This window comes from Bacteroides salyersiae WAL 10018 = DSM 18765 = JCM 12988 (genome assembly GCF_000381365.1).
Lineage (GTDB): Bacteria > Bacteroidota > Bacteroidia > Bacteroidales > Bacteroidaceae > Bacteroides > Bacteroides salyersiae.
This window is the reverse complement of sequence record NZ_KB905469.1, coordinates 16,594-42,926: the sequence shown is the minus strand read 5'-3', so window position 1 is coordinate 42,926 and position 26,333 is coordinate 16,594. Positions and strand designations below refer to the sequence as shown.

Genomic DNA, 26,333 nt, shown 5'->3' with positions numbered 1-26,333 from the left:
ATATGTTTGTGATAACGAATGTTATAACTGATATACATTTTAAACGAATGCTGATAATTTACTTGCTAATTGGTTTTATTTCCATTTTTTGATCTTTTTATCTTGATCGGTGGCTTCTGTCAGACTTAAAGCGAACCCGCCGCTACGAGCCAGTTTTACGGTGATTTTTGTTTTGTTGGTTACTATGCCTTTCTTTATCTCATAAGAAGTGGGCATTGTATCATAATCGGCGTCTTTTCCGTCATGATATAAAGTAGCAACGTATTGTTTCCCTGGCTTCAAAAAGTTTAGTTGAAAAGAGGATATTCTACTGTTTTCATCTGTTATTCCCCCGACAAACCAGTTTTCTTTTCCTTTCTCTTTACGGGCTATCGTCAGATAGTCTCCCGGTTCAGCTTCCAGATATCTACTTTCATCCCAATCAACTGCAACATCTTTAATGAACTGAAAGGCGTCCATGTATAGGTCATAATTTTTTGGAAGGTCTGCTGCCATTTGTAGAGGGCTATACATGGTTACATAAAGTGCCAGTTGTTTTGCCAAAGTAGTATGTACCCAACCTCTTTTCTTGGAAACGAAAGAAATTTTTGTATCGAAGATACCGGGAGTATAGTCCATCGGTCCGCCAATCAGGCGGGTAAATGGTAAAATGGTAGTATGGGAGGGGGTGTTACCTTGGAATGCCTCATATTCTGTACCTCGAGCCGATTCGTTAGCCAACAGGTTGGGATAAGTACGGCATAATCCGGTAGGACGTACTGCTTCGTGGGCATTTACCATAATTTTGTAATCTGCTGCTTTTTTTACTGCATACAAATAGTGATTATTCATCCATTGACCGTAATGGTATTCTCCCCGTGGAATAATGCTTCCCACGTATCCGCTTTTCACAGTATTATAACCATTGTCGGCCATAAATTGATAAGCTTTGTCCATGTGGCGTTCATAATTTCGGACGGAAGAAGAGGTTTCGTGATGCATCATCAGACGTATGCCTTTGCTTTTTGCGTAGGCTTGTAATTCTTGAACATTAAAATCAGGGTAAGGTGTGGTAAAATCAAAAACATAATCCTTTGATTTATTATGCCAGTCCTCCCAACCTTCATTCCAACCTTCTACTAATACCTGGTCGAATCCGTGCTTTGCTGCAAAATCTATATAGTATTTTGTGTTTTTATTATTAGCAGCATGGCTGGGGCTTGCTTTTGCCTTAGAATAATCTGTACTACCTAACTTTACTGATGGAAAATCCCAAGTGTAAGCCCATCGTTTGTAACCGGAAATCATTTCCCACCAGATGCCTATATATTTGACGGGCTTGATCCACGATACGTCTTTATATGCACATGGCTCGTTTAAATTGAGTGTCAAACGGGAAGCTAATATATTTCGGGCATCATCGCTGACAATTACCGTACGCCAGGGAGAATTGCAAGGGGTTTGCATGTAACCTTTATTACCTATGGCGTCTGGAGTAAGCCAAGATTCAAAAATCAAATTACGGTCATCCAAGTTTAGGTGCATACATGAATAATCTACTAAAGCTGCTTCATGCAGATTAATATACAATCCGTCTTTAGACTTCATCTGAATAGAGGTTTGTACACCTGTGGGAGAGAAGCAGCTATTTGGAGTATGAGTAATTGCTTTTTTCATTGTTTCGCGTATTTCGCTCAAACGACATTCGGTATATTCATATTCCTGTGTATCATAATTACCTGGAATCCAGAAAGCTTTATGATCATCTGCCATTGCGAATTGTGAGTGTTCTTCTTGAATAATAAAATAGTTGAGATTCTTTTGCTGAGGGAATTCGTAACGAAACCCTAAGCCATCATTAAAAAGACGAAAACGGATGGTAATGTATCGGCTGTTCGTTATTTGCTCCAATGTGACAGCCAATTCATTGTAGTGGTTGCGAATCTGATTTTCTTCTCCCCAAACCGGAGTCCAGGTCTCATCGAATGTTGTGCGTTTGGTATCCATTAATGAAAAGTCGTTCATTAATCCTTTATCATTTTTTATTTCTATTCCTAATTTCGACGGTTTTATGACTACTTTACTTTTATAAAACAATTCGTATACAGGCTCACCCTGCTTGCTTAATGAAAAAAGAAGTTTGAGATTACCATCAGGCGATGTTAAGCTTTCTGCTGCGATTAGAGTACTGCATAATAACATATAAATGCAGCTAATAATATACTTTTTTTGCATGTTTGTATAATTTTTTATTGAATATTGTATTTTACTAAAAAAATAAATGTCGTAGAGAATAATAAGAATGGAACAGATTAATAATTAAAGCTATATTTATATTCTTATTATATTGTTTTAAACCGTTTTGATACGATTGATTGTTTCTTATTAGTATGTATATATTGTGAATAGAATTTATTTAACTGTTTTTCTTCATTAGTATTTTATTGTAATGACGATGCAAATATAAGGCGAATCTAAATAATAAAATGATACTTTTTTATCATTTCATTGTATTTCTTGAAACGGGATACTTATTTGTTTGTAAATCAATTCTTTTCCATATTTCTTTTCTTTGTTTTTCGAATTTGTATTTCAATCATAGAATATATGTCTCTTGGTTTTTAATGTTTGCTATATATTTTAGATATGTAATGTATGTACATATGTATACATATGTGCCAAAAGTGTATTATTGGTGTATTTGTCTTGTATGTATCTATATATGGCTAAGATGGGTATATTACGTACGCGATTCTTTGCTTATATTCGCCTCCAATAATTTTGAGTAGTGAATATTATGATGAATAAGGTATTGTGTTCTCTTTTATTATTTCTGTCAATCTCTTGTGGTCTACAAGGAAGAAATGCTAATTATGCCAGAGATAGTAAACGGATTTGGTTGGATTCTAAGGAAATCCATCATGGAGAGTATGTATGGAAAATGAAGAAAGCAGGCGATGTGATCTCTTCTGCGGAAAAGGTCTCGACCTTAGGGTATGATACAAGTGATTGGCTCTCCGCCATAGTGCCCGGAACTGTACTGAACTCTCTTGTTTATAATAAGGAGTATCCGGAACCTTATTATGGAGTGAATAATAAGTTGGAATCCGGTAAGATTCCTGATATCTCTAAAGTAGGGCGTGAGTTTTATACTTATTGGTTTCGTACTGAGTTTGATGTGCCTGAATCTTTTGCTGGAAAAACAATATGGTTGCAACCGGACGGTGTTAATTATCGGGCAGAAATATGGGTGAATGGTAATTTATTGAGTACGCTGAATGGTATGTTTATAAGCGACTACATAAATGTGACGGATTTTGTTAAGGTAGGTCGTAAAAACATACTTGCTGTCAAGGTATATCCGGTCGATGTGCCAGGTACTACGATGCCGAAAAGTTGGGGAGCTACCGGAGAATTCCATAACGGAGGCAATGGAAATATTGGCTTGAATACAACTATGTTGATGAGTGTAGGGTGGGACTTTACTTTTATGGATGGCATCCGTGACCGTAATACAGGTATTTGGAAAAGTATTTCTTTATATACAACGGGTGCAGTGGCTTTGCGGCATCCGTTTATTAAGTCAGAGTTGAGAAAGCCGGAGTACGATATAGCTCGGGAGACAATTTCTGTAGAGGTGAATAATGCGCTTAATTCTACGGATACGATTGATTGCGTAATCAGTAGTGAAATCGTGGGTGAGAATATTATAGTGAAGAAACCTCTCCGTATTTTACGAGGGGAAAATAAAACAGTTGTATTTACCCCTGAAGAGTTTCCGCAGTTGGTTATAGAAAATCCCCGTTTATGGTGGCCCGTCAATAAGGGCCCGCAGAACTTATATGAGTTAAAGATGACCGTGTCTGTCGATGGTGTCGTTTGTGATTCTGTAAAGACGCGCTTCGGTATTCGTGAAATAACCTCTGATATGAATACTCCGGATCATTCACGCGTATTTTATATAAACGGAAAACGCATTTTTATTCGGGGAACAAACTGGATTCCGGAGGCCATGCTTCGTAGTTCGGATGAACGCACTTATGCTGAATTACGATACACGAGACAGGCCGGAATTAACCTGATTCGTTTCTGGGGTGGCGGTATTGCCGAATCTGATTATTTTTTTCAACTTTGCGACGAAATGGGATTGTTGATTTGGCAAGAGTTCTGGATGACAGGGGACACGCGTCATCCGCAGGATAAGGGAGTTTATCTGAATAATGTGGAATCTACGGTAAAACGTATTCGTAATCATCCGTCTTTAGCCTACTATGTAGCTTCTAATGAAAGTTCGGAAGTAACTGGTACGCGAGAGTTATTAATGAAACTTGACGGGACGCGTGGGTATCAGATGCAGTCGGAATGCGAAGGAGTACACGACGGTAGTCCGTATAAGCAAGTTAATCCGATGCAACATTATGAAAATACGGCATCGTCCAGAGGAAGTCGGGTAGATGGTTTTAATCCGGAGTATGGAACTCCTACGCTTCCTACAGTAGAAATATTGAAAGAAATGATGGATGAGAAGGATTTATGGCCTATTAATAGAGAGGTATGGGATTATTTAGATGGTAATGGCTTCCATTTGATGTCTACCATGTATAAAGAACTGGTTGATAACTATGGAAAATCTTCTTCTATTGAAGAGTTTGCTCAAAAAGGGCAGTTCGTTGGTGCTATTAACTCAAAGAGCATATGGGAGGTGTGGAATTATAACAAATTGGATTATGGAGATCGATTTTGTTCGGGGTTACTCTTTTGGTATCATAACTGTCCTGTACGTCAAGTGAGTGCTCGTATGTGGGATTGGTCGTTGGAACCGACAGCATCACTTTATCATACAGCGAATGCCCTTGAACCGCTACATGTACAATTTGATTATTTGAAGAATACGGTATCTGTAATTAACGATTATTACAAGTCTTTCAGCAATTATACGGTGATGGCACAGGTGTATGATATAAATAGCAGGAAAGTTTTTGAAAAGTCTGCTAAAATAAATCTGCCATCAGACGGAGTTATCAACGATGTATTTACTATCTGTTTTCCCGAGGATATTTCACAAATACATTTTATAAAGTTGAGACTGACGGATGAAAGAGGGAGGGAGGTATCTTCTAATTTTTATTGGCGTTCTAATGACAAATACGAAGGTAAAGATACAACTACTGGCCCGGCGGCTTCGGGATTTGAGGATTTGGTAAAAATGAAACGGGCAAGGCTTGTCAGCTCTTGCAAGGTAAGGAAAACTGATGGACAATTTTGGGTAGATGTCACTTTGCGAAATGTTTCTAATTCTATTGCTTTTTTTAATCAACTACAATTTTTAGATCAAAATCTGAGTCCGGTTCGTCCGTCGTTTTATACAGATAACTTTTTCTCACTTATGCCGGGTGAAAGTAAATTGGTAACAATAGAAACGGCTGATCAGAATTTGAAGAATACACCTGTTTTAGTCATAAAGGGATGGAATATAGAGCGAAAGCAGATTAATTTGGAAAAATAATGTATTAAATGAAAATATGTAAATTCGTTATATTATTAACCTTTGTTCTGCTTGTTGTAGAAAAAGTTTATCCTATACAGGCGTGTCCGACGCTTACTCTCAAGAGGAGAGTTAATGTAGACAAAGTGTTGAGAAGTGCTGCGCATCAATATCTATATATGGCAGATAGATTAAAAGGAACGGATGTGTTCCCGAAAACATATGATGTGAAAGAGCATAAACCGGAGAATAGTTCTTCTAAATGGTGGTGTAGTGGCTTCTATCCGGGTACTTTGTTTTATTTGTATGAAGAAACTGGCTATGAAGAGCTATATATGGAGGGGGTACGTATGTTGAAGTTATTGGAGCCCGAGCAATATAATGTAAGTACGCATGATATTGGCTTTATGATGTATTGTAGTTATGGTAATGCCAATCGTATAGTTCCGCAGTCCGGCTATAAAGATATAATTGTTAACAGTGCGCTCTCTCTTATTACCCGGTTTAGTCCGATGGTCGGTTGTATTAAGTCACATAATCGCGGACCGAATGATTATGTGGTTATTATTGATAATATGATGAATTTAGAGTTGTTGCTCTGGGTGGCGCAAGCTATTGGTGATAATTCTTTTTATGATATCGCAGTAAAGCATGCCGATACGACTATGAAGAATCATTTTAGGGCTGATAATAGTCTTTATCATGGGATAAATTATGATCCGGAAACGGGAGGAATTCAACATTATCAAGCCGGACAAGGTGTGTCGGAAAAATCAGCTTGGGCTCGTGGGCAGGCTTGGGGATTATATGGATATACGATGATGTATCGTTTTACAAAAGATACCAGATATCTTGAACAAGCAGTAAAAATAGCAGAATTTATATTGAATCATCCCAATATGCCGGAAGATTTGGTCCCTTATTGGGATTATAATGCGCTTGATATACCGAATACTTTGAGGGATGCTTCAGCAGCTGCTATTAGTTGTGCCGGGTTATTCGAGTTATGTCGGTATGTTTCGGAAAATTCCAGACAGAAATATTTTGAAGCTGCCGAGAAAATGTTACAGGAATTATCTTCATCCGAGTATATGGCAGAAGTAGGTACTAACGGTGGATTTATTTTGAAACATTCTGTCGGTAATATGCCGGCTGGGACAGAAGTAGATGCACCATTAACGTATGCAGATTACTATTTTGTAGAGGCATTGTGCCGGTATAAATCATTAACGAATAAATAGTTGAATGTTATGATAAGTAGATGTAAAACAATACTATTGACTATGTTTTTATTAACTTCACCGTATCTTCTTACAGCGTACGGAGTGAAGGAAGGGAAGAAAAATATTGAACCGGTCGGATTGCAGTGTGAATATTTGCATAATCCGTCAGGGTTGGATATTCCTCATCCGCGTTTGAGTTGGAAAATGGGAACGACGGTTGCCGTGCGTGGGCAGAGACAGACTGCTTATCAGGTTCTGGTAGCAAGTAGCCGGGAGTTGTTAGATAAAGAACAGGGAGATTTATGGGACAGCGGGCAAGTACATTCAGATGAATCGGTCCATATTGTTTATGATGGAAAAACACTGATTACAGGGCAAAAGTGCTTTTGGAAAGTTCGTTTGGCTGATGAACAGGGCAACTGGACATCATGGAGTGAACCGGCTTATTGGCAGATGGGATTGTTTGCCGATGATTGGAGTGCCCATTGGATAGGGAGTGCTGAAATGGAATCCCAAAGTGTGGGTGGCCGGCCGGTAGATAATAAAATGTTTGATCCGTGGTTTCGTAAGACTTTTACTTTAACAGAGAGCCTTAAAGAGGCACTGATTTACGTAGCCTCTATCGGATATCATGAATTGTATGTGAATGGTTGTAAGATTGGAAATGCCGTACTTGCTCCGTCTGTGACAGATCATAAATCGCGTGCCCGTTATGTGACGTATGATATCAGTCATTATCTGAAAAAAGGGGAGAATGTAATTGCTTTGTGGTTGGGTACTTCTTGGGCTGTATTTCCTGCTTATCAGCGTAATGACAAGCCAGCTATTCCAATGGCGTTGGCACAGGCTGAGATAACGTTGACTTCCGGCAGCAAAGTTCGGGTGATAACAGACGGCAGTTGGAAGACGCATGCAAGTCCCAATGTGCTGATGGGATATTGGGATGCACATCATTTTGCCGGTGAGTTTTATGATGCTTCTTTGGAGATCAATGGATGGAATGAAGCTGGTTTTGACGACTCTGAATGGGCGGAAGCAAAGGTTTACCAACCGCAGATTATAGTTTCCGCCGATAAAGCGGAGTCCAATCTGCTGATGGATGAGATTAAACCGGTTGCGGTCGAAGAGGTGAGCCCGGGCGTGTATCGTGTGGATATGGGAATTAATTATGCCGGATGGTTTGAAATGCCGCTTGTCGGACAACCGGGAGATTCGGTCGTTTTCCGCTTTTCGGAGAGAGAAAAAGATGCTTGCAGCTACGGAATACATAGTATTTATAAAATAGGGCCTGACGGGAAGGGTACTTTCCGTAATCGCTTTAACTACATGACCGGACGTTGGGTTCAGATTACCGGCTTACGGTCTGCACCCGATTTGAAACAGATACGTGGATGGATGATTCGTCCCGATTTTCGGCGGTCGTCCGGATTTGAATGTGATATATCGCTTTTAAACGATCTTTATCGTACCACATTATGGACTTTTGAAAACTTGAGTCTGGGTAATTATATTGTAGATTGTCCTCATCGTGAACGTAGGGGGTATGGTGGTGACGCATTGGCTACTACGCGTACCGGTTTGGATAATTATCAGTTGGGGGCTTTTTATACCAAATGGATGGAAGATTGGCGCGATGTGCAGGGAGAAGATGGAAATGTACCATATACGGCTCCTACCTATATTGGTGGTGGCGGTCCTTCCTGGAGTGGTTTTTGTATTACTTTGCCTTGGGAGGTCTATCGCCAGTATGGTGATGTGCGCATTCTTGAAGAAAGCTTCTCGACCATCCGGCGTTGGCTCAATTTTGTAGAAACTAAATCCAAAGACGATATGTTGGTGCGTTGGGGTGGAAAGTGGAGTTTTCTGGGAGACTGGCTGTGGCCGGATGCCTGGCCGGAACGATCGGCGATGGAGAAAGAAGGAAAGTCTTTGGGAGATACCCGCGAGACATTGTTCTTTAATAACTGCCATTGGATTTATAGTTTGGAAACGGCTGCCTGTATAGCGGATGTTTTGGGGAATGAAACAATGGCTGTCGCTTGGCGCAAAAGGGCGGAAGAGGTGCGAAGGGCTGTGCATAAAACTTTCTTCAATCCGGATGACAATAGTTATGTGAACGGTTATCCTGCTTATTTAGCTATTGCACTTATGGTGGACTTACCACCTGAAAAATTGAAGGCTAAAGTCTGGAAACGTCTGGAGTATGAGATATTGGTGAATCGTAAAGGACATTTTTGGGGAGGTATCACGGCCGGTTCTTTCCTCTTCCATACTTTATTGGATAACCAGCGCAATGATTTGATTTGTGAAATGGCTACCAAAGAAGACTTTCCAAGTTGGGGGAATATGATAAAGAATGGAAATGGCACTTTCTTTGAAGATTGGGAGTGCAGAGGATCTGCTTTGCATAGCTCTTATTTATATATAGGGAGTTGGTTTGTGGAATCGTTGGGGGGTATTCAACGTCCGAAGTCCGGATTCAAAGAATTTGTCATAGCGCCTTGGATAGATGAGAAAGGCCCCAGACAGGTACGTTCACACTATAATTCCATGTATGGAACAATTGTTTCCAATTGGAAAGTTACAGACGACAAATTAGATATTGAAGTGGTGGTACCAGCCAATACTACAGTTCTTTTGAAACTGCCGGGTGTTCGTTTCGATTCAATAAAGGAAGGAGGGAGCGAATGGAAAAAGGTAAAAGGCATTCGTTTGGATTCCCAAAGAGACAATACGGTTGTCTTCTCATTACAATCTGGTACTTATCGATTTTCGGCAAGGATGAATTGATTTGGTTTATTGGTGTTGTGGGCATTTTACAATAAATGAGCGCAAATTATCGCATAGGTTGGATTACACTTACGATAATTTGCGCTTGTCTATGTTTATCTACATTTGTTAATTATCCGTAGATCGCTATATATAATATAATCGGGGAATTATTTCCCTTTTGTTTATTCTCCTTGTATCATTCTTTCCCTTTCTTTCAGTTCTTTATATCTCTCGATGATATGTTTGCGGCTCATTATGATTTGCCAACGGTATACGAGACAGGTGGTAAGGAAATAAAATCCGGCTTGTAGCCACAAGGCTTTGTATTCGAATGCAACTTCGCTCAAGGTACCTCCCATGTTATTGATGCGTACAAAACCATTGATGCCGAAAGTCGATGGGAAGACGTAGGAAAAGTATTTCCAGAACGGAGGGATAGCAGCACCCGGCCAGGATATTCCCGAGATGAACAGCAGAGGGACGGAGGTAAACACGAATAGCAGCATACACGTTTCCCGGTTGCGGATAGCAATGGAAGCGGTCATGGCAAAAAAGATGCAGGCTGCCAGATAGGGTAGCATGAACAGGGCGAGCGTGCCCGGCTGTCCTATTTGGTTCAGACTGAAAATCCGAGGGACGACACATAGTACATATACCGATACCAGCGAATAGACCATGTAATAACTCAAACCCTTTCCCATGACAATACGCAACGTACCGTTGTAATGCCGGTTGATAGGTACAAGGTCTTTGAAACGATTCTGTTCGCGCGCTGTTCCTGCCGAAAGGCCGATGCCGAGCAATAAGGTCTGCTGAATCAGCAAAATTAATACAGCCGGGATGAGAAAAGCGGCAAAGCCGTTGGTCGGGTTGAACATGGCAACATCTTCATATTCTATCGGATAACCGGTGATTTCATCCTGTCGGGCGGTTGTGTTTCCGGCACGCTCTATCTTGATATCCCGGTTCATATCCAGTGATACCGCAGTATTGGCAAGCAACATGCTTTTGTAATAAAGCAGCCCGCTCATATCACAATAGATGCTTACTTGGGTCTGTTTGCCTTGTGCGATGTCTTGACTGAATTCCGAAGGGATATAGATAATACCATAAGCCAGGCGGTCTTTCAACATCAGTTTGGCTTCTTCCATGTCGGCACAATAAGCTACGATGTTGATATCGGGGGTTGCATCTACTTTTCTAAGATATTCGCGGCTCAAGGAACTGCGTGAAGCATCCACTACAACGGCGGGAACTTCACGTACCACCTCATTTGTATAGATAAATCCGTAGATAAGCGGATATACCACTGGCACGAGTATAAAGAATATGAGTACCCCCTGATCGCGGAAAGTGGTACGGAACTCTCGCAACCAGATGTAAAACAGGTCATTGATGCCTTGCTTTACTCTTTCTTTGAATGTAATCTCTTTCATCAGGGTACGTATTTATAGTATATCAATGCTTCTTTCAAGCGGTGAACCACAAGGAAAGGAAGCATCATAAATATCAGTAATGCCATATAGTTGGGCCAGGAATAGATCATGCTATAACCATTGAGTGCCTGGTCTATGTAAATAAGAAAATAGTGACGCAACGGGAAGAGGTTGCTCAATGCCTGCAAGACGGGATGCATCGCCATTACCGGAAACGAGAAGCCGGAGATGGAGAAGGAGATGACACCCCACAATGAAGCGAAACTTAATCCAAGACGCAGGGTGGGCAGAGTACCTATCATCACGATGCCGCAGCATTGGGAGGCGAGCACCAGACAAAGGGTAGCCAATATCATCGGCAGGATGCCGCTATTGCACGGGAAGTGCAGGAATCCATACAGATATATATTATAGAAGATACCCATAATGAAGAATATCACCGTGTGGGGCAACAGTTTGCCTGCCAAGGCTATGTATATGGAGTTATTGCTCATGCGTAACCATTCGCGGGCTGTGCGGTCTTTGATTTCCGTGCCGATGGAGTATACGGTTATCATGAATATCATCAGCATGAGTACGCCCGGCACTAATGTGTTGCACAGGTATACGGAGTAGTTTAACCAGGGATTGTTCAATGGGTGCGTATCGATTACAATCGGTTGCAGAAACCCCATTGCCTGGTCTTCGGTAGCCCCTTTGGCATATAGAACCGAACGTCCGGCTGCTCCTGCTGCCAGTTCACTCATCATCTTCATGTCTTTGAATAACAAAGAACCCGCTATGAGATAAGAGTTGTTGGTGTAAAATGAAATCTTGGGCTGGCGTTGGCTTTGGGCATCTGCCGATAACCCCTTGGGGATATAAAAGAAACCGTAAATCTTTCCTTCTTGCACGGCAATGCGGGCATCGGCTATACTACCGTAATGTGCCACTACACCCGTCTGTCCGAAGGCATCCAGATTGCGGATCAGGTTTCGCGAGGTGGCAGACTGATCCATATCCACTGCACCGACAGGCAGATTGGTCGGTAGACCGGAATCCATCAGTGTGGTGAAGAAGATATAACAGAATAACGGTGCAATCACCATGCAAAAGAGATAAAGCGGACGCGACACGAGACGGCGGCATTCGCGCTTCATGACGAGCCACAAGGCTATGTATTTCTTTTCTCTTTCTTTCATAATTTAGTAATGAGAATGAATAATGTGTCAATGTGCCAATATGCCAATGTGCCAATTACCATGCGGCATGTTGGCATAGCGCAGCCAATTGGCATATTGGCACATTGACACATTATTTAATTATTTCTTGATAATCACCGACATTCCCGGGCGCAGTCCTTCTACCTTATCCAGTGGGCGTGCGCGGACTTCAAATGTTTTCAAGTCAAACTGCCCGGTTGTTTTCGTAGCTTTCCAAGCGGCATAAGTACCTAAGTCTTTCATATAATCCACTTTCAGTTTGATCGTCTTATTGTCCAGTGCCGGGACGAAGGCTTCGAATTCAGCTCCCATTGTAAGGTTTTTCAGCAGGTCTTCACGTACATTGAAAGTGACCCACATGTCTTTGAGTATGGCAATGTTCATAATAGGTGCTCCGGTTCCTACCAGTTCACCTACCTTGGGAAATATTTCGGAAACTTCGCCTGCTGATTGTGCGATGAGGAAAGTTTCTTTTATATAAGATTCCACTTCGGCAACAGCACCTTTTGCACGTTCCACAAGAGCGGCTGCTGCCATCTTGTCTTCCCGTTCTGCCCCATTCTTTGCCATTGTGTATTGGGCTTTAGCGGCTTTTTCGGTGGCAATGGATGCATTGAGTTGTGCGGTTACTTCATCCAGTTTTTGTGCAGGCATTACTCCTTGCTCGAACAAGTTTTTAACGCGTTTGTACGATTTTTCGGCAATTACTACCCCGGCTTGGGCTTTTTGCCACATTTCATAGGCAGCTTGTATTTGTTCCTGACGGGCGCCTTTAATGGCTTTTTCGTTTTGTGCCTGTGCGGCAGCTTCTGCAGCACGTGCCTGTTCCATTTTTGCAGTGATATCCGGTGCTTTAAGGATGGCAAGGGTATCTCCCGCTTGTACGGTTTGTCCTTCTTTGACGCGGAATTCAAGTATACGTCCCGGTACTTTGCTTGATACCCGGTATTCATCCACTTCAGCCTGTCCCTGGATAATCTCCGGTCCCTTGCGAAGCATGAAGAAACCAACGACTGCAACCAGAGCGATAACTCCCAAAAGAGTAAGGAATGCAAGCAGCATATTGCTGTTCTGTGATTTTTGTGATGCCATTTTTATTTACAATTTACAATTTACGATTTACGATTGAAATAACTCTTTCTTATGTTTTTATTATTTATGAACTTCCTGTTCTATCAAGTTTTTGTTCTATCAGTTTCTTATTCAGTACTTTTAGGTCGGTATTCAATTACGAATTTTTCTTCTTCCCTCTCCTTTCTCCCTTCTCCCTTCTCCCTTTTTACCTCTTCCTTTATTTAAGTGTACCCAATGACTTTTGCAGATAGATTTCCGTCAATTTGACATCAATCTGGGCGTCTATCTTTTCGGATTGGGCAGACAGCCAAGCTGTTTGCGCTTCAAGGACATTGCTGGTGGCTATCACTCCTTCTTCAAAGCCCAACCGGGCATATCGAAGGTTCTCGTCTGCTTTTTCCTGGTTTTTCTCAGCCATGACGAGTTTTTTGGCAGCTTCGTTCACCTTGAAAGCGGCTTGGTTTACCTGTAATTCTATTTTCTCTTTTGCATCTTGTAACTGATACTGGGCTATACGAGATTCTGCTTTTGCAGCTTTTACCTTATATATGCCTTCGCCCCAATGCCAGATAGGGAGTTGTACCATGACACCTACGTTCCACATACCTTTGAACTTATTCTCAAATCCGTTAAATACGGAGGGGTTGGTAACCATGTAATTTCCCATGAAAGCTACGGAGGGGAGATGCTCGGCACGGGTTACGTTTATTTTCTGATTGTATATCTGACTGGCAAGTTCCAAACTACGTATCTCCGGACGATTGGCATAAGCGGTGGCCATGTCAAATTGTGTTTCCGTTTTTAATAAGGGCAGGTTTTCTATATTCTCGTCTGCTAATACGATCGGGGTGGTCAAATCGAGACCGCATAGTTGACAAAGCAACATTCTGGAAAGACTGAGTCCGTCTTCTACTTTAGTGAGTGTCATCTCGGCTTCGTTTACCTTTACGCGCACGGATAGTCCGTCCGCTTTGGTTGCCACTCCTTCAGCAATCATTTTTTCTACATCGCTGTCTAATTTTTGAAGAAGTTTCAAATAACCTTCTGCCAGTTTTTTCTTATTTACCAGCGAAACGACTTGCCAGTAGGCTTGGTCGGTACTTAAGATCACTTCCTGTAGGCCGGAATGATGCTGCTGGCGTGCCAGTTCTTCGGCATATTTGGTGATTTTATTGTAAGCGCGGATTTTACCTCCCATATAAAGAGGTTGTGTCAACGTGATGGCACCGGCATATACGTTTCGGGTATCGGTACGGAAAGCGTCGATTAATGATTCCCCTGCTCCGTTAAGGGCGGGTACAAGCTCGTTGCCCACTTGCGTGAGAACCGGAGCTAATTTTTGTGCCAGTTCGGGAGGAAGCTGGCCCAATACGGCCTCTCCGGCTTGTTGCAACGGACCACCTATGCTGGTTCCTAAACCGGATAAAGCTCCTTTCTGGGCATCGTTCAACAATGAGAATTCTTTTTGGTTTCGCATGTAAGCTCCTGTGGCCGAAATATTGGGCAGGTAATTGGTGAAAGCAGCTTTTCGCTGGTAATGTGCTGCATTTATTTTCTCATTACTGATGAGCAACTCTTTATTGTTGGCCAAAGCCAATGCACGGCAACTATCTAAGTTGAGTATGTTCTGTGCTTTTGTTGAAAAGAGATTGATTAGCAGAATTGTCAGAATGAATAATTTTTTCATTGCATCTCGCGTATTATAAAGGTGATACTTCTTTTTTTACAACACAAATATAGAGATTTTTGTTTATGGATATTTTCTGTTTCTTACTTTTGATTTGCAGAATAATGATTGCATAAACAACGAAACAAAAGTATGGGGTTTCGGTGAATTGGCAAAATGATTTAAGGTTTTTTGAGTATAATGATGGGGGATGTACTTTTCTTTCGTCTTGATACGAAAGAAAAGATACCAAAAGAAAGGATCAAGGCTGTATTTTTTCTCCTACTCTCTTCCTGCGTTTCGCTAAAGGGGCTCGAACTCGCTGCGCTCAGACAATCGCCCCTTTGGACGCTACACTACGGGCGATCGCTTGGCGGAGAAAAAATAAGGCCGAGGAGGGGAAGGGTGCTTATGGTCGGTGGGAAGGATGCTTAGGGGTGGTGAGAAGGGTGCTTAGGGGATATGAAATGCCCCCTTACATATATTGTTATTTGGGGTAACATATAATATAAGGGGGGGATGTATATTACTATTTTCTTTATGTAAGGATGAGTGGGAAGGGGACTACTGGCCCGGCATATTTTTTCTGTGCGGAGAACTGGCTATTCCAATTCGAACCGTTGTGAACCGATCATTGTTCCGTCGGCGAAGATGTCTACGCGGTAGGTACCGGCGGAAAGATATTCTTCCACATTCCAGAACACGGTGATAGACTGTTCTTCTCCGTTGTATTCGATGTATTTCTTGATGGAGTAGGGAAGTGAACGGTTCTCATATTCGAAAGTATTGGCGGCGTTCTTGGTCAGTACTTCGTTATTGGGTTTATAGATGTTGACGTACAGGGTACGTTCACCGGTTTCTGCCGTGATGTTTTTGACAATTGTAAAGCCGATGGCAAACTTGACGATGTCTTTTACTTTCTTTACTTTTTTATCACGTTTGTTTTTGGGCTCGATCCAAATATTGGTAGCATCCAATTGGGCTGCTAAAGTTACTTTTTTATTCAGATTCTTTTTCTCTTCTGACAGGTTGCTGATTTGGCGTGAAGCAGCATTGTATTTCTGTGTTACTTCCGCAATTACCTGCTTTTGCTGGTTGGTAAGCTTGTTGAGGGAGTCTATTTGGTTGATATAGCCGATCATGATTTTGCGGAGTGAAGCCAGTTCTTTTTTTAAGCGGCGTATTTCAGTGGCGTTGCTGCTTTTAACGGTACGCAATTCTTCGAGCAGCCGTTGGGTCTTGATTTGCTCTTGTTCCAACAGGATCGATAAGGAGTCGTTGGATACGGTCAGTTTTAACTCGTCATATTGCTGTGCAAAACGTGTATATTCATTCTCCAGATCTTCTTTCTCAAGGGCAAACTCTTCGATTAGTTCACGATTACTCTGCTTTTCGGTAAATAGTAAATAAGTGATACCGATGAGGGCTATCACCAGCACCGATACGGCGATAATGAGAAGGGATTTCTTATTCATGTCTCTTTAGTTAGATGATAATTCGCCGCAAATTTAATCATTTAGTGACAGAGTAGCGCAGAGTTTCACTTAGTTTTTTATTTCCATACACAAATGTCATAGCAGATCAATGACCGGTTTATGAAATCTTATACCATTAAGTGTTGTCGGTTTAACTAAATTTATTACGGAAATATTTCTTTAATTACGATTATCGTTGTACTTTTGTGGCGCAAAAAGTATAGAACTAATTATCAACTTTTTAAAATATAAGTATTATGTCAAAAGTAACCGTAGTAGGCGCAGGTAACGTAGGTGCTACATGTGCAAATGTACTTGCTTTCAATGAAGTAGCAGACGAAGTAGTAATGCTGGATGTAAAAGAAGGCGTTTCAGAAGGTAAGGCAATGGATATGATGCAGACAGCTCAGTTGTTGGGATTCGACACTACTGTCGTAGGCTGCACCAATGATTATGCTAAAACTGCAAACTCTGACGTTGTTGTTATAACTTCCGGTATTCCTCGTAAACCGGGCATGACTCGTGAAGAGTTGATCGGTGTAAATGCCGGTATCGTGAAATCGGTAGCTGAAAACATCCTGAAATATTCTCCAAATGCAATTATTGTAGTAATCTCTAATCCGATGGATACAATGACTTATTTGTCATTGAAGGCTTTGGGTGTGCCTAAAAACCGTATTATCGGTATGGGTGGCGCTTTGGATAGTTCACGTTTCAAATATTTCTTGTCACAGGCTTTAGGTTGCAATGCTAATGAAGTAGAAGGTATGGTTATCGGTGGTCACGGTGACACTACTATGATTCCTTTGACTCGTTTCGCCACTTACAAAGGTATGCCGGTTTCTAACTTCCTGTCAGCAGAACAGTTGGAGAAAGTGGCTGCCGATACAATGGTAGGAGGTGCTACACTGACCAAACTGTTGGGTACTTCTGCATGGTATGCACCGGGTGCAGCAGGAGCTTTCGTTGTGGAATCTATTATCCACGACCAGAAGAAGATGGTTCCTTGCTCAGTAGCTCTTGAAGGAGAATACGGAGAAGAAGACATCTGCTGTGGTGTACCTGTAATCTTGGGTAAGAATGGTATTGAAAAAGTTGTTGAACTTCCATTGAATGAAGAAGAAATGGCTAAATTCAAAGCAAGTGCTGCTGCTGTTCGTAAAACAAATGCTGCTCTTAAAGAAGTAGGTGCTCTCTAATCGATTTCTTTAATTGTTATTTAGTTTTGAGAAAAATATTGTTTAGTGAAGGGTGGTTTTCCAAAAGGGAAGCCGCCCTTTTTAGTGTAATTTAGCACAAACCATCAGGGAATAGGTAATTGAGGATCGTTTTTTTAGTCTCATTTACTACTTTTTCATACTCTCTGCAAACTGATTCTCGATTTTTTCTAAGCGTTCAGCGCCTTGACTCGTCATGATTCCTCTAAGCATAAAGTAAGCTGATTTGTGTAATACGATAGGGGGACATTCGGCAATTCTGGCGTTATATAGCAGTGTCGTAAATGATTCAAGAAACATTTGTATATCTAAATCCGGAACAACGTAATCTTCCTGTTGACAGGCTGAAATAACTTTTCCCAATCCGTCCCGCCACATACGGTTGTGTGCGGTATATATGTATTTATACTCAAGATACCGGTTTATATCAAGCCAAAAAGCACATTCACCCTTGTATAAATTATCCATATAAGCCAAGGAGATTTCCCAAAGACACGAGAGTACATCCGAAGAACTATACCTGATGATATAAAAAAGATTCTCTATTCTGCTTAAATAGGCATCCAAACAGGTATTGATCAAATTATTTTTCGTATTATATACCTGATATATGGTTCGTTTCGAAATGTTCATATTCTTGGCTATATCGTTCATACGAACTGCACGTATTCCATATTGTCTCAAGGATTGTGAAGTGAATGCCACTATCCTTTTCTCTGTATACTCATTCATAAGGTTTTGCCTATTGGGCTTGGTTGTTTAGTTAAACATTGTTTTATTTTAATCAAGCAATCCCGAACATTACAATTACTCTTTACTTGTTTTAATTATAAGGAAAGTAGCAGGATTGCCGTACCTGGATATAAGAAAAATAACACTTTGATGAAAATACTGCATGTAACAAATGAATTTAAAACAATATCCGGTGATATATATTCATTTAGGCCAGTATGACTTGCTACTGTTTTAAAAAGGAAACCTGAATTAGAAATTGGGTTTCTTTATTTAATTACTGTGTTCATGAATCTGGTAATCAGTGATGAAACAAATATTAACAACTCCTTTATGCAGCATTTGAGAGGGTATATCATTTAGCATGCAAAAGTGGTCATAGGATGATAACTTGATAAGTTTAGTATTAATTAAAAATTAAAAGAAAATGAAAAAAGTTTTTAAGCTGATGAAATTGTTTGTTTTAGTATTGTTACTCGGATGTTCTTTCTCTTTTGTTGCTTGTAACGATGATGAAAATGTTCCGCAGCTTCCGGATGAAGTCACAACGGAAACAATGTTCGGAAACTATGACGGTAAAATGTTTACCACTATCGTATCTCCGCTGACCTCCTCTGGAACGGATGTTGCTGCCAAAGTCGACAATGATACTATTCATTTTGAAAGTTTTCCTGTCAGGGATATTATTCTGTCCATCGTCAAGGATGAAGGATTGACAGATCAAATAATGGAAGCCATAGGAGATGTGAGCTACAAAGTGGGATATGAGCCGACACTCACAACTGCCAAAGACAGCATTAATTTCATTCTGGATCCAAAACCTCTGAGCTTATCGATTACCATGCCATCAGCTACGGAAGATGGAGAACCGGAGACATTGGTTGTTGAGGTGAAGGTTGAACCGGGAAAAATTGCTGGATATGCTGTGGAAAATGCGAACATGAAGTTTAATTTTGCAGCGACAGAAGTATTATTGGGTGAAGGAGAGGAGCAAAGTAAGTTGCCGGAATTCGCTCCGATAACTTTCAATTTTGATATGAATCAGACTAAGGCTGAATCTACTGTTTTTAAATAGAATCGGTTAATGACAATCGGGTAGGAGATAAACACCGATAATTGGCATTTACCTCCGACTCGGTTGTATTTCTTCAACTTTAAAATCCGATTTGTAATCCGGTTGAAACGTAAGGGGCTATCTGGAAATAATACCCTTTGTCTTGGAACATACTTTTCAGTTTTCTATCCACCATCTCTGCCGGGCGCATGGCATGAATGCCTGCTGTAATGGGTATCGATAGACGTTTTCCTATTTTTATTTCGGGACGGATACCGGTCACGATATATTGGTGAGTGAATATTTTATTTTTCCCCTCCTGTTCCAACAAGGCCATTTGCCCATTCATTTCTATGATAAAGTTTAGGCTTAGTTTTTTGTGGATGTTGTACCCTGCCGATATCTCGATACCTTTGAGCATAGCTATCTTCACGGTGTAACGGCCTTCGGTTTTCCAATTGAAATAGATAGCGGGAAACAACATCGGATACCCAAAAGAATTATTCATGGCAAGGCCGCCTCCCAACTCGAGATTCGATTTGAAATGATGGATAAAAATAACTCCCATATTCCCCAAGATGTTTTTATAATTGATTTGGGAAAAACGGGTATTGGGCATATAAATCCCCGCACCGGCAGCAATCAATATGGACCATTTTCCGCTTAAAGGCCTTAAATGACTGATACTGAATCCGATGTTCATGATCTCGTCAATAACGAATGGCTCCGTAAAGTTTCTGTTATCAAGCTTGGCATATGCCCCGCCTAAGCTGACTGCCCAGATGATGGGGCGATCGTTCTCATCCGATTTCATAGACAAGGGGATGTTGATGCCACCTTGATAAACGACTGCCGATCCTTTACTGTCGCCTACTTTTTGATCCGTATCTCCTTCTGTCATTCGATAACCGGATGTACCGAAATATTCGGTTTTGAACATAATCTGAGCATTTATGCTTGAATAAACGAGGAATGTAAGTAGCAAAAACAAGACTTTCTTCATATTGTAAAGTTTTAATGGGTAGTTGGTAATTCGATGCCAAAATTCCTCTTTTCGATCTCTTCACTGAAATCTTTTTGACGAATGGCAGGTTTGCCTTTGACGAATGGGAATATAATTATTAATTAATATACTAACTTTGCAACCATGAAAGTAGATCTGATTAAAAACGATAAGCTTGTTATCATTCCTTTTTGGATACTGATATTCTTTATTTTCTGGCTTCAGGTTTTGCCGCAAGTAAAGTCGATATGGGAGTCGATCCTGTTTTCTGTTCTTCTTGTGCTCACGATATGTCCCATTGCAAACTATTTGAGTGGCTCGCTTCTGCTCAAGGCGATGAAACAAAAAGGAGTAAAATTGTTTATGTTCCAGTTTTCTTTTTTCTCTTTGCTCATCGGATTTGCTTTTCTTGCATATATTAATTTATTTTTCTGGTTAGAGAACTCGGGGGTGTTTCCTTCCGGCTCTGAATATTTTGATGTGACAGATTTGGCACCTTATGCCTTTTTTATCCCTCTTTCATCCGGAATTATTATAAATATTACGATTTGCGGTTTGCGTTTTTTTCTGGAATATATTAAATCTCAAAAGATACTTGTGGAGTATCAGTTACGTACGCTCCAGCATCAGGTAACTCCTCATTTTATGTTCAATGTATTGAATCACATCCATATTCTGATGCAGACAGATGTGGATTTAGCATCCGATCTGTTGATAAAATATTCGGAAATATTGCGCTATCAGCTATATAATGGCGATAAACAGAAAGTAATACTGGAGCAGGATATACAATTTTTGAAAGACTTTATTGCTGTGGAAGAGATTCGCTGGGGCGATAAGTTGGTGGTGACTTCTTCGTGGAAAATAGAGCAACCGCAGAAAGAGATACCGGCATTGCTTTTCATCACATTTATTGAGAATGCATTTAAGCATGTATCAAAGTCGGATTTTGAGAAAGGGTATATCGATATTGATTTTAGGCAAGAGGGAGATACGCTTTGCTTGAAGATTGAAAATTCGAAATCTACATTCTCCGGGAAGAAGATTAATACGGGTGGCTTGGGACTTAAAAATATAAAAGAACGTTTGGAAATATTATATTTTGGATGTTATAACCTGACAATAGAAGAAACGGATGCCGTTTATCGGACTAAACTTATAATCAATATTTAATTAATGGCAGAGGTTGTACTAAAACATAAGGGAAGTTATAAAATGAAATGTCTGGTAGTTGATGATGAATCGATTGCGATCAGGGGAATAGTCAACTACATAAGTAAACTGGATTTTCTGGAAGTTGCCGGTTCCTGTTCTTCCGCATTGGAAGCTGCTGATATTCTCAAGACAACGGAGATAGATCTCATGTTTTTGGATATTAATATGCCGCACCTTTCGGGGCTTGAATTGTTGGAGTCTTTGGAAAAACCGCCATTAACCATTATTACTACGGCTTATTCCGAGTATGCACTCGATGGTTTCCGCTTGCATGTGGTCGATTATTTGATGAAACCTATTGGTTTTCAACGTTTCTTTCAGGCTGTTTCGAAAGCACGCGATCTGTTTCTCTCGCAATTGGTGTTGCGGAGTGAGCATGATGAGACGGCATCCAGTATGTATGTCCGGCAAGGAGATGCTTTCCAACGGATTGTCTGGAGGGATATTCTCTATGCCGAAGGAATGCAGAACTACGTGAGACTGTATTTCAAAGATAAGGTGTTAACAATCCACCAGACAATGACTTCTTTGGAAGAAATGTTGCCGAAAGAGTCTTTTTTTAGAATACATCGTTCTTTTCTTATCAATCTGTCTCATATAGATTCAATTTCGGGTGGCCGTTTGTTTATTAACGGAAAGGAATTGCCGGTTTCCAAACAAAGGCGGGAGGAATTGCTTAGTACGGTGGTATACAAGAATTTGATAAGCAAATAACGGGTGGATGTTTCGGTAGATATCATTTATACTTCAATGAATAGGCTTGGTATGCCGCAATAAGTTAGTGACAGTTTGTGCATCGCTCTGGTTACTGCTACGTAAAGCATACTCCTGTCAATTTCAGAAGTTAATGATGAGACTTCGCACGGCTGATTCAAGAAAGCATAAGAAACTCCAATCTCAGTTGCTTTTAGTAGAAAACGTTGTAGAGCTCGTTCCAAGCTTATCCACTCGTTGATTGTATCTATATGGTGCGAATATCTACGAACCTACCCTTGATGGTATTTGCAGACAATCCATGCTTACGTAGCCAAGTCTCATATTTCTTCAACCACGGTACGTCTATATCCACGAAGTAGAGATTTAGATGCCTGTTAAACTCCAAGAGTGAGTTATAAGTTTGCCGGATGGAGAACATATAGTTCAACCGTTGTGCGTCCCTAAGAGCCTGTATCTGCTCTGTAAACACGTCTCCTACAGTCTTTAAGTTGCTGGGTTTACAGACTTTCTCGACTAAGCTCGTTGCTGTGAAGTCTCTGTTCATTGCCTTAAACTCCATAATCTGTTCAGAGTATACTTGTAGCTTTTGGGCGATTAGGGTAGTCAGAGCTTCTCTGTTAGGGTATTTAGGTTTAGGAGCATTCTTGGCGAAATCCCAGTGGACGGGGTTGATAGACAATCCAATGCTGATGTACTTACATTTCCTGTCTTTGCACATACTAATCATTAGTGGTGATTCACTGTTCTTGAGTACTTTAGATTTGTAACAAATCACGTTTACGGTCACATTTATGGTTTACTTCTTGGTTTACACAACCTGCGTAAACTCCATGTAAACCATAGCCTGCTACAAATAAAAAGAGAGCTACTTTAGTAGGTAGCTCTCTGATTTCTAAGGTGGTGCCACCAGCAACCGAAAACGGGTTGTTATGACACTATCTTTCAGTGAGTTGTATCTTTGCTACGATGTAAGTCCCTTGAATAAGGTTTTCACAACTTTGCACCGTTCGACATCAGTTTGTATCTTGGGTACGATTTCTGAATTCAAAGTTAGTGATTTATTTGAGATTACTATCGTTTTTCAAAAAATATCCTCCGTTTTTGGGCGCACCTCTAAATTCAGTTAAATCTTTGTCTTGTAAAATTTTAATATATCGCATAGTCGTTCTTAAACTCTTGTTGATATGCTTACTAATTTCAGAAGCATTCAAACCGGGAGTAGTTGCCAGCAGATTGAGAATAGCTTGTTCATTCTCGTTTATAGTATCATTTACTATGTCATTTACTGTGCCATTTGCTGTGTCATAGTTGGCAGAGTTAGTGATTTGACGTTTGAATACTACTGTAAATATCCCTTCTGTATGAAATTCCGGTTCGGGCAGATTTGCTTCCCTCATGGCTTCCTGCATACGAGGAATACCGGATGCAACTCTTTCGACCAAGTGCATACGGGTAAATAAACCGAAAATTAGCGGATTACGTGTCATACTTTTATGCCCGAAATCTTTAGCCACAACAGGCAGAAGTCCTCCGGGATTGGAAATCTCTACCCGGTCATCAAACATTTCTATCATAATGCTTGCGCCTTGTTCATAGTAATCACGGTGCGACAGGGCGTTTATAATGGCTTCTTTAAATACAGTCAGAGGTATTTCCCAAATTTCCTCTCTTGGTCCTGCTCCCTCAATTTTATAAGCTACTTGCAGTTTACTTTCCAGCCATGCCATAGCCTGCAAATATTGTTGGTATAGTGGACCGCCAAAGGTTTTATCATCAATGATATATACTTTGGTTGTTCCTTTGAAAAGGATACATCTTGTTACTGCGTGTGGAAACTTTCGTTCAGGCTGTTTCCCAAAGAACATGGCTGCTCCATTCTTGGCTACTCCTTTATCCGTAAACAGTTCTAAATTCTCAAATATCTGTTTGTTGGCAGTCGATGGACTTAGCTTTGCTTCCGTGCGAAAGTCTTTTATCGCTTGTTCGTCTGCATCTGTGTAAATGTTGAACCATGAACAAGGGATAGCATCAAAAAATATTTTGTTGCATTCCTGAAAGAAACTGCGCATTTCTTCGACAGTACGAAGTTTTTGTGAGTTTGCTCCCTCACGCACAAAGATAGAACCGGAAAATATATAAGGTTTATCTTTCCCTGACGGAACATCAATTACCCAAACTGTCTTATCCTCGATATTTACCGCATACATATCACAATGGAGAGCCGGAGATATTTCACTGATAGAGCCTTGAATGGCTGAACGTTTGTCATTTTCCAAACCTGTACCAATAATCTGTCCGTTATCATCTACGCCGATAAGCAAATATCCTCCGTCAGCATTAGCGAAAGCGCAAATTTCCTCTGTTAGTTCACGAACTTTTGAAGGTACACGAACTTTAAACTCTACATTATAGCCTTCTCCGCTATCGATGAGTGATTGTATGGTTTCTGTATTTGTCATAGACATCTATAAATATAATGCAAAAATAGTCATTTCTACTGTTTCAATAACTCTAAAAACAAGGATATGCATATGGTTTACTTCAAATTGTTCTTTCTGAAATTAGAGGGGCTGCATCCTCTATACTTTTTGAAAAACTTATTAAGATGGCTCTCATCAGTAAATCCTAATTCTTCAACGATCTCACAAATTCTCATTTGACTATGCAATAATCTATTTTCTACTAACTTTAGTTTGTAGTTTAAAATGTATTGCTGCATAGTTTCATTAGTATGTTTTTTGATATATCGTCCTAAATAATTCTCCGAAATGCCAAAATGTTGGCTAATATCTTTTGCTCTGATTTTACCTGTTTTATAGATATTTGCTTGAATATACTGCAATATGTCAAGCGATTTGTCCTCAGAGCATTCATCCACCTGTTCAGGCAAGAACATTGCGATATTGCGTGCTACCACAATAATAATCGTATTAATTATTTGTGTTATAATCTCCTTGCTGTATAAATTTCGGTTAATATATTCCCTGATAATCGCTTCAATCATGGGTTTCACCAGTAACTTATCTACTTTATTTCTTAGTATACAACCGGGTTGATGATTAGCATGTTGAAGAATAAACTCCAGTCTTTGGATATTTTCAGCACCGAAAACAGAAGAATGTATATATATGTCGTTAAACTTGATGTCGACAAACTTAGTTGTTGTATGGATTTCGAAAGAATGCGTATCTCCGGGAGTAATCATAAACAAATGTCCGTCATGATAAGGAAACTTATTGTTGTTAATCCATTGGATGCCTGTTCCTGAAAGAATATATACTAATTCAAAAAAGGAATGTTTATGCTCTTTTAGCAAGGATTCGTCAAGCTCGCTAAAACTAATTTCGAATGGTTGATATAGGTTTTCTCTTTTCATGCCATAAATATAGCCCTAAAAAATGGATTAATACCAAAATGACGAAAAATAATACCTGAAATCAGCCGGAAAATCGGTATAACTTTGCAACATATTTAAAATTATAGCTTATGAAAACAGAAATGGAAAAATGTTTGGCTGGTGAATGGTATGATTGCCACGACCCATTTTTTATGGATTTGAAAAGTAAAGCTCATCACTTGTTGATGAAATACAATTCTTTGCCGTATGAACAAAAGACTGAAAAACATGCCGTACTAAAGGAAATGTTTGGAAGCATAGGTGCAAATGTTTCTGTCGGTCATTCGTTTATATGTGATTATGGATGCAATATACATATCGGTGATAATGTCACCGTAAATACTGGCTGTACATTTGTCGATTGCAATAAGATTACCATAGGGAACAATGTGCTGGTAGCACCTAATGTACAAATCTATACGGCAACTCACCCGGTAGAGTTTAATGAACGGCTTGTATTGACAGAAACCCCGGATGGCTGTAAATATGTCCGTCGAACTTTTGCCCTCCCTGTCATGATAGAGGATGGCTGCTGGATTGGCGGTGGAGTAATTATTTTACCGGGTGTGACAATAGGGCAAAAAAGTGTGATTGGTGCAGGAAGTGTTGTAACCAAAGATATTCCGGCAAATAGCTTGGCGGTGGGAAATACTTGTCGGGTGATACGGAAAATCAATCAAATGTAA

General features: G+C 40.3%; 19 protein-coding genes. 8 read left to right on the top strand and 11 right to left on the bottom strand.

All coding sequences use genetic code 11. The features are described 5' to 3' along the window. Positions 1-75 precede the first annotated feature (75 nt). Entirely contained in the window at positions 76-2,214 is a 2,139-nt protein-coding gene (locus HMPREF1532_RS19290) for a glycoside hydrolase family 97 protein (protein ID WP_005933996.1), read from the bottom strand. Between the two features lie 565 nt (positions 2,215-2,779). On the opposite strand from HMPREF1532_RS19290, the gene HMPREF1532_RS19285 reads away from it, so the two are divergent. The 3 genes from HMPREF1532_RS19285 (at position 2,780) to HMPREF1532_RS19275 (ending at position 9,477) form a co-directional block, all read left to right on the top strand. Continuing rightward, a complete protein-coding gene (locus HMPREF1532_RS19285) occupies positions 2,780-5,485 on the top strand; it encodes a glycoside hydrolase family 2 protein (protein WP_025819297.1) in 2,706 nt (901 codons plus the stop codon). A 158-nt stretch (positions 5,486-5,643) separates the two neighbouring features. Then, a complete protein-coding gene (locus HMPREF1532_RS19280) occupies positions 5,644-6,705 on the top strand; it encodes a glycoside hydrolase family 88 protein (RefSeq protein ID WP_244266449.1) in 1,062 nt (353 codons plus the stop codon). A gap of 42 nt (positions 6,706-6,747) precedes the next feature. Continuing rightward, complete coding sequence (locus tag HMPREF1532_RS19275) at positions 6,748-9,477, top strand: family 78 glycoside hydrolase catalytic domain (protein WP_244266448.1); 2,730 nt, start codon at positions 6,748-6,750, stop codon at positions 9,475-9,477. 164 nt (positions 9,478-9,641) lie between these two features. Here HMPREF1532_RS19275 and HMPREF1532_RS19270 read toward each other — a convergent pair whose 3' ends face one another. From HMPREF1532_RS19270 to HMPREF1532_RS19245, 5 genes are all read right to left on the bottom strand, one after another. Further along, positions 9,642-10,895 carry an ABC transporter permease gene (locus HMPREF1532_RS19270; protein ID WP_005933982.1) on the bottom strand — a complete coding sequence of 418 codons (1,254 nt, stop codon included), beginning with the start codon at positions 10,893-10,895 and terminating at the stop codon, positions 9,642-9,644. Next, positions 10,895-12,076 (bottom strand): ABC transporter permease, encoded by a 1,182-nt coding sequence (locus tag HMPREF1532_RS19265; RefSeq protein WP_005933980.1) that lies wholly within the window; start codon positions 12,074-12,076, stop codon positions 10,895-10,897. Before HMPREF1532_RS19265 ends, HMPREF1532_RS19270 begins: the two co-directional genes overlap by 1 nt. 120 nt (positions 12,077-12,196) lie before the next feature. Continuing rightward, positions 12,197-13,189, bottom strand: coding sequence for an HlyD family secretion protein (locus HMPREF1532_RS19260; protein ID WP_005933978.1), 993 nt, complete (start codon positions 13,187-13,189; stop codon positions 12,197-12,199). 199 nt (positions 13,190-13,388) lie between these two features. Further along, positions 13,389-14,858, bottom strand: coding sequence for a TolC family protein (locus HMPREF1532_RS19255; protein WP_005933976.1), 1,470 nt, complete (start codon positions 14,856-14,858; stop codon positions 13,389-13,391). Positions 14,859-15,439: 581 nt separating this feature from the next. Next, positions 15,440-16,312, bottom strand: coding sequence for a hypothetical protein (locus HMPREF1532_RS19245; RefSeq protein ID WP_005933974.1), 873 nt, complete (start codon positions 16,310-16,312; stop codon positions 15,440-15,442). A gap of 257 nt (positions 16,313-16,569) precedes the next feature. Between HMPREF1532_RS19245 and mdh the strand changes: the two genes are divergently transcribed. Continuing rightward, positions 16,570-17,511 (top strand): malate dehydrogenase, encoded by a 942-nt coding sequence (gene mdh, locus HMPREF1532_RS19240; RefSeq protein ID WP_005933970.1) that lies wholly within the window; start codon positions 16,570-16,572, stop codon positions 17,509-17,511. Between the two features lie 147 nt (positions 17,512-17,658). Here the strand turns inward: mdh and HMPREF1532_RS19235 are convergent, their stop codons facing one another. Continuing rightward, positions 17,659-18,261, bottom strand: coding sequence for a TetR/AcrR family transcriptional regulator (locus tag HMPREF1532_RS19235; RefSeq protein WP_005933967.1), 603 nt, complete (start codon positions 18,259-18,261; stop codon positions 17,659-17,661). Positions 18,262-18,688: 427 nt separating this feature from the next. Between HMPREF1532_RS19235 and HMPREF1532_RS19230 the strand changes: the two genes are divergently transcribed. After that, positions 18,689-19,336, top strand: coding sequence for a DUF4840 domain-containing protein (locus HMPREF1532_RS19230; protein ID WP_005933964.1), 648 nt, complete (start codon positions 18,689-18,691; stop codon positions 19,334-19,336). Between the two features lie 79 nt (positions 19,337-19,415). On the opposite strand, the gene HMPREF1532_RS19225 is transcribed toward HMPREF1532_RS19230, so the two are convergent. Then, positions 19,416-20,318, bottom strand: coding sequence for a DUF6268 family outer membrane beta-barrel protein (locus HMPREF1532_RS19225; RefSeq protein WP_005933961.1), 903 nt, complete (start codon positions 20,316-20,318; stop codon positions 19,416-19,418). Positions 20,319-20,462: 144 nt separating this feature from the next. Here HMPREF1532_RS19225 and HMPREF1532_RS19220 point away from each other — a divergent pair, with 144 nt between their 5' ends. Both HMPREF1532_RS19220 and HMPREF1532_RS19215 read left to right on the top strand, forming a co-directional pair. After that, positions 20,463-21,491 carry a sensor histidine kinase gene (locus HMPREF1532_RS19220; protein WP_005933959.1) on the top strand — a complete coding sequence of 343 codons (1,029 nt, stop codon included), beginning with the start codon at positions 20,463-20,465 and terminating at the stop codon, positions 21,489-21,491. Positions 21,492-21,494: 3 nt separating this feature from the next. Next, entirely contained in the window at positions 21,495-22,247 is a 753-nt protein-coding gene (locus tag HMPREF1532_RS19215) for a LytR/AlgR family response regulator transcription factor (RefSeq protein ID WP_005933957.1), read from the top strand. A 247-nt stretch (positions 22,248-22,494) separates the two neighbouring features. Here the strand turns inward: HMPREF1532_RS19215 and HMPREF1532_RS19210 are convergent, their stop codons facing one another. From HMPREF1532_RS19210 to HMPREF1532_RS19200, 3 genes are all read right to left on the bottom strand, one after another. Continuing rightward, positions 22,495-23,025: a phage integrase SAM-like domain and Arm DNA-binding domain-containing protein gene (locus HMPREF1532_RS19210; RefSeq protein ID WP_005933955.1), complete on the bottom strand. Its 531-nt coding sequence runs from the start codon at positions 23,023-23,025 to the stop codon at positions 22,495-22,497. Positions 23,026-23,308: 283 nt separating this feature from the next. Further along, a complete protein-coding gene (locus tag HMPREF1532_RS19205; protein ID WP_005933953.1) occupies positions 23,309-24,709 on the bottom strand; it encodes an ATP-binding protein in 1,401 nt (466 codons plus the stop codon). 77 nt (positions 24,710-24,786) lie between these two features. Continuing rightward, positions 24,787-25,626, bottom strand: coding sequence for an AraC family transcriptional regulator (locus HMPREF1532_RS19200; protein WP_005933949.1), 840 nt, complete (start codon positions 25,624-25,626; stop codon positions 24,787-24,789). A gap of 110 nt (positions 25,627-25,736) precedes the next feature. Between HMPREF1532_RS19200 and HMPREF1532_RS19195 the strand changes: the two genes are divergently transcribed. After that, on the top strand, positions 25,737-26,333 hold the full coding sequence (locus HMPREF1532_RS19195; protein WP_005933946.1) for a sugar O-acetyltransferase: 597 nt from the start codon (positions 25,737-25,739) through the stop codon (positions 26,331-26,333).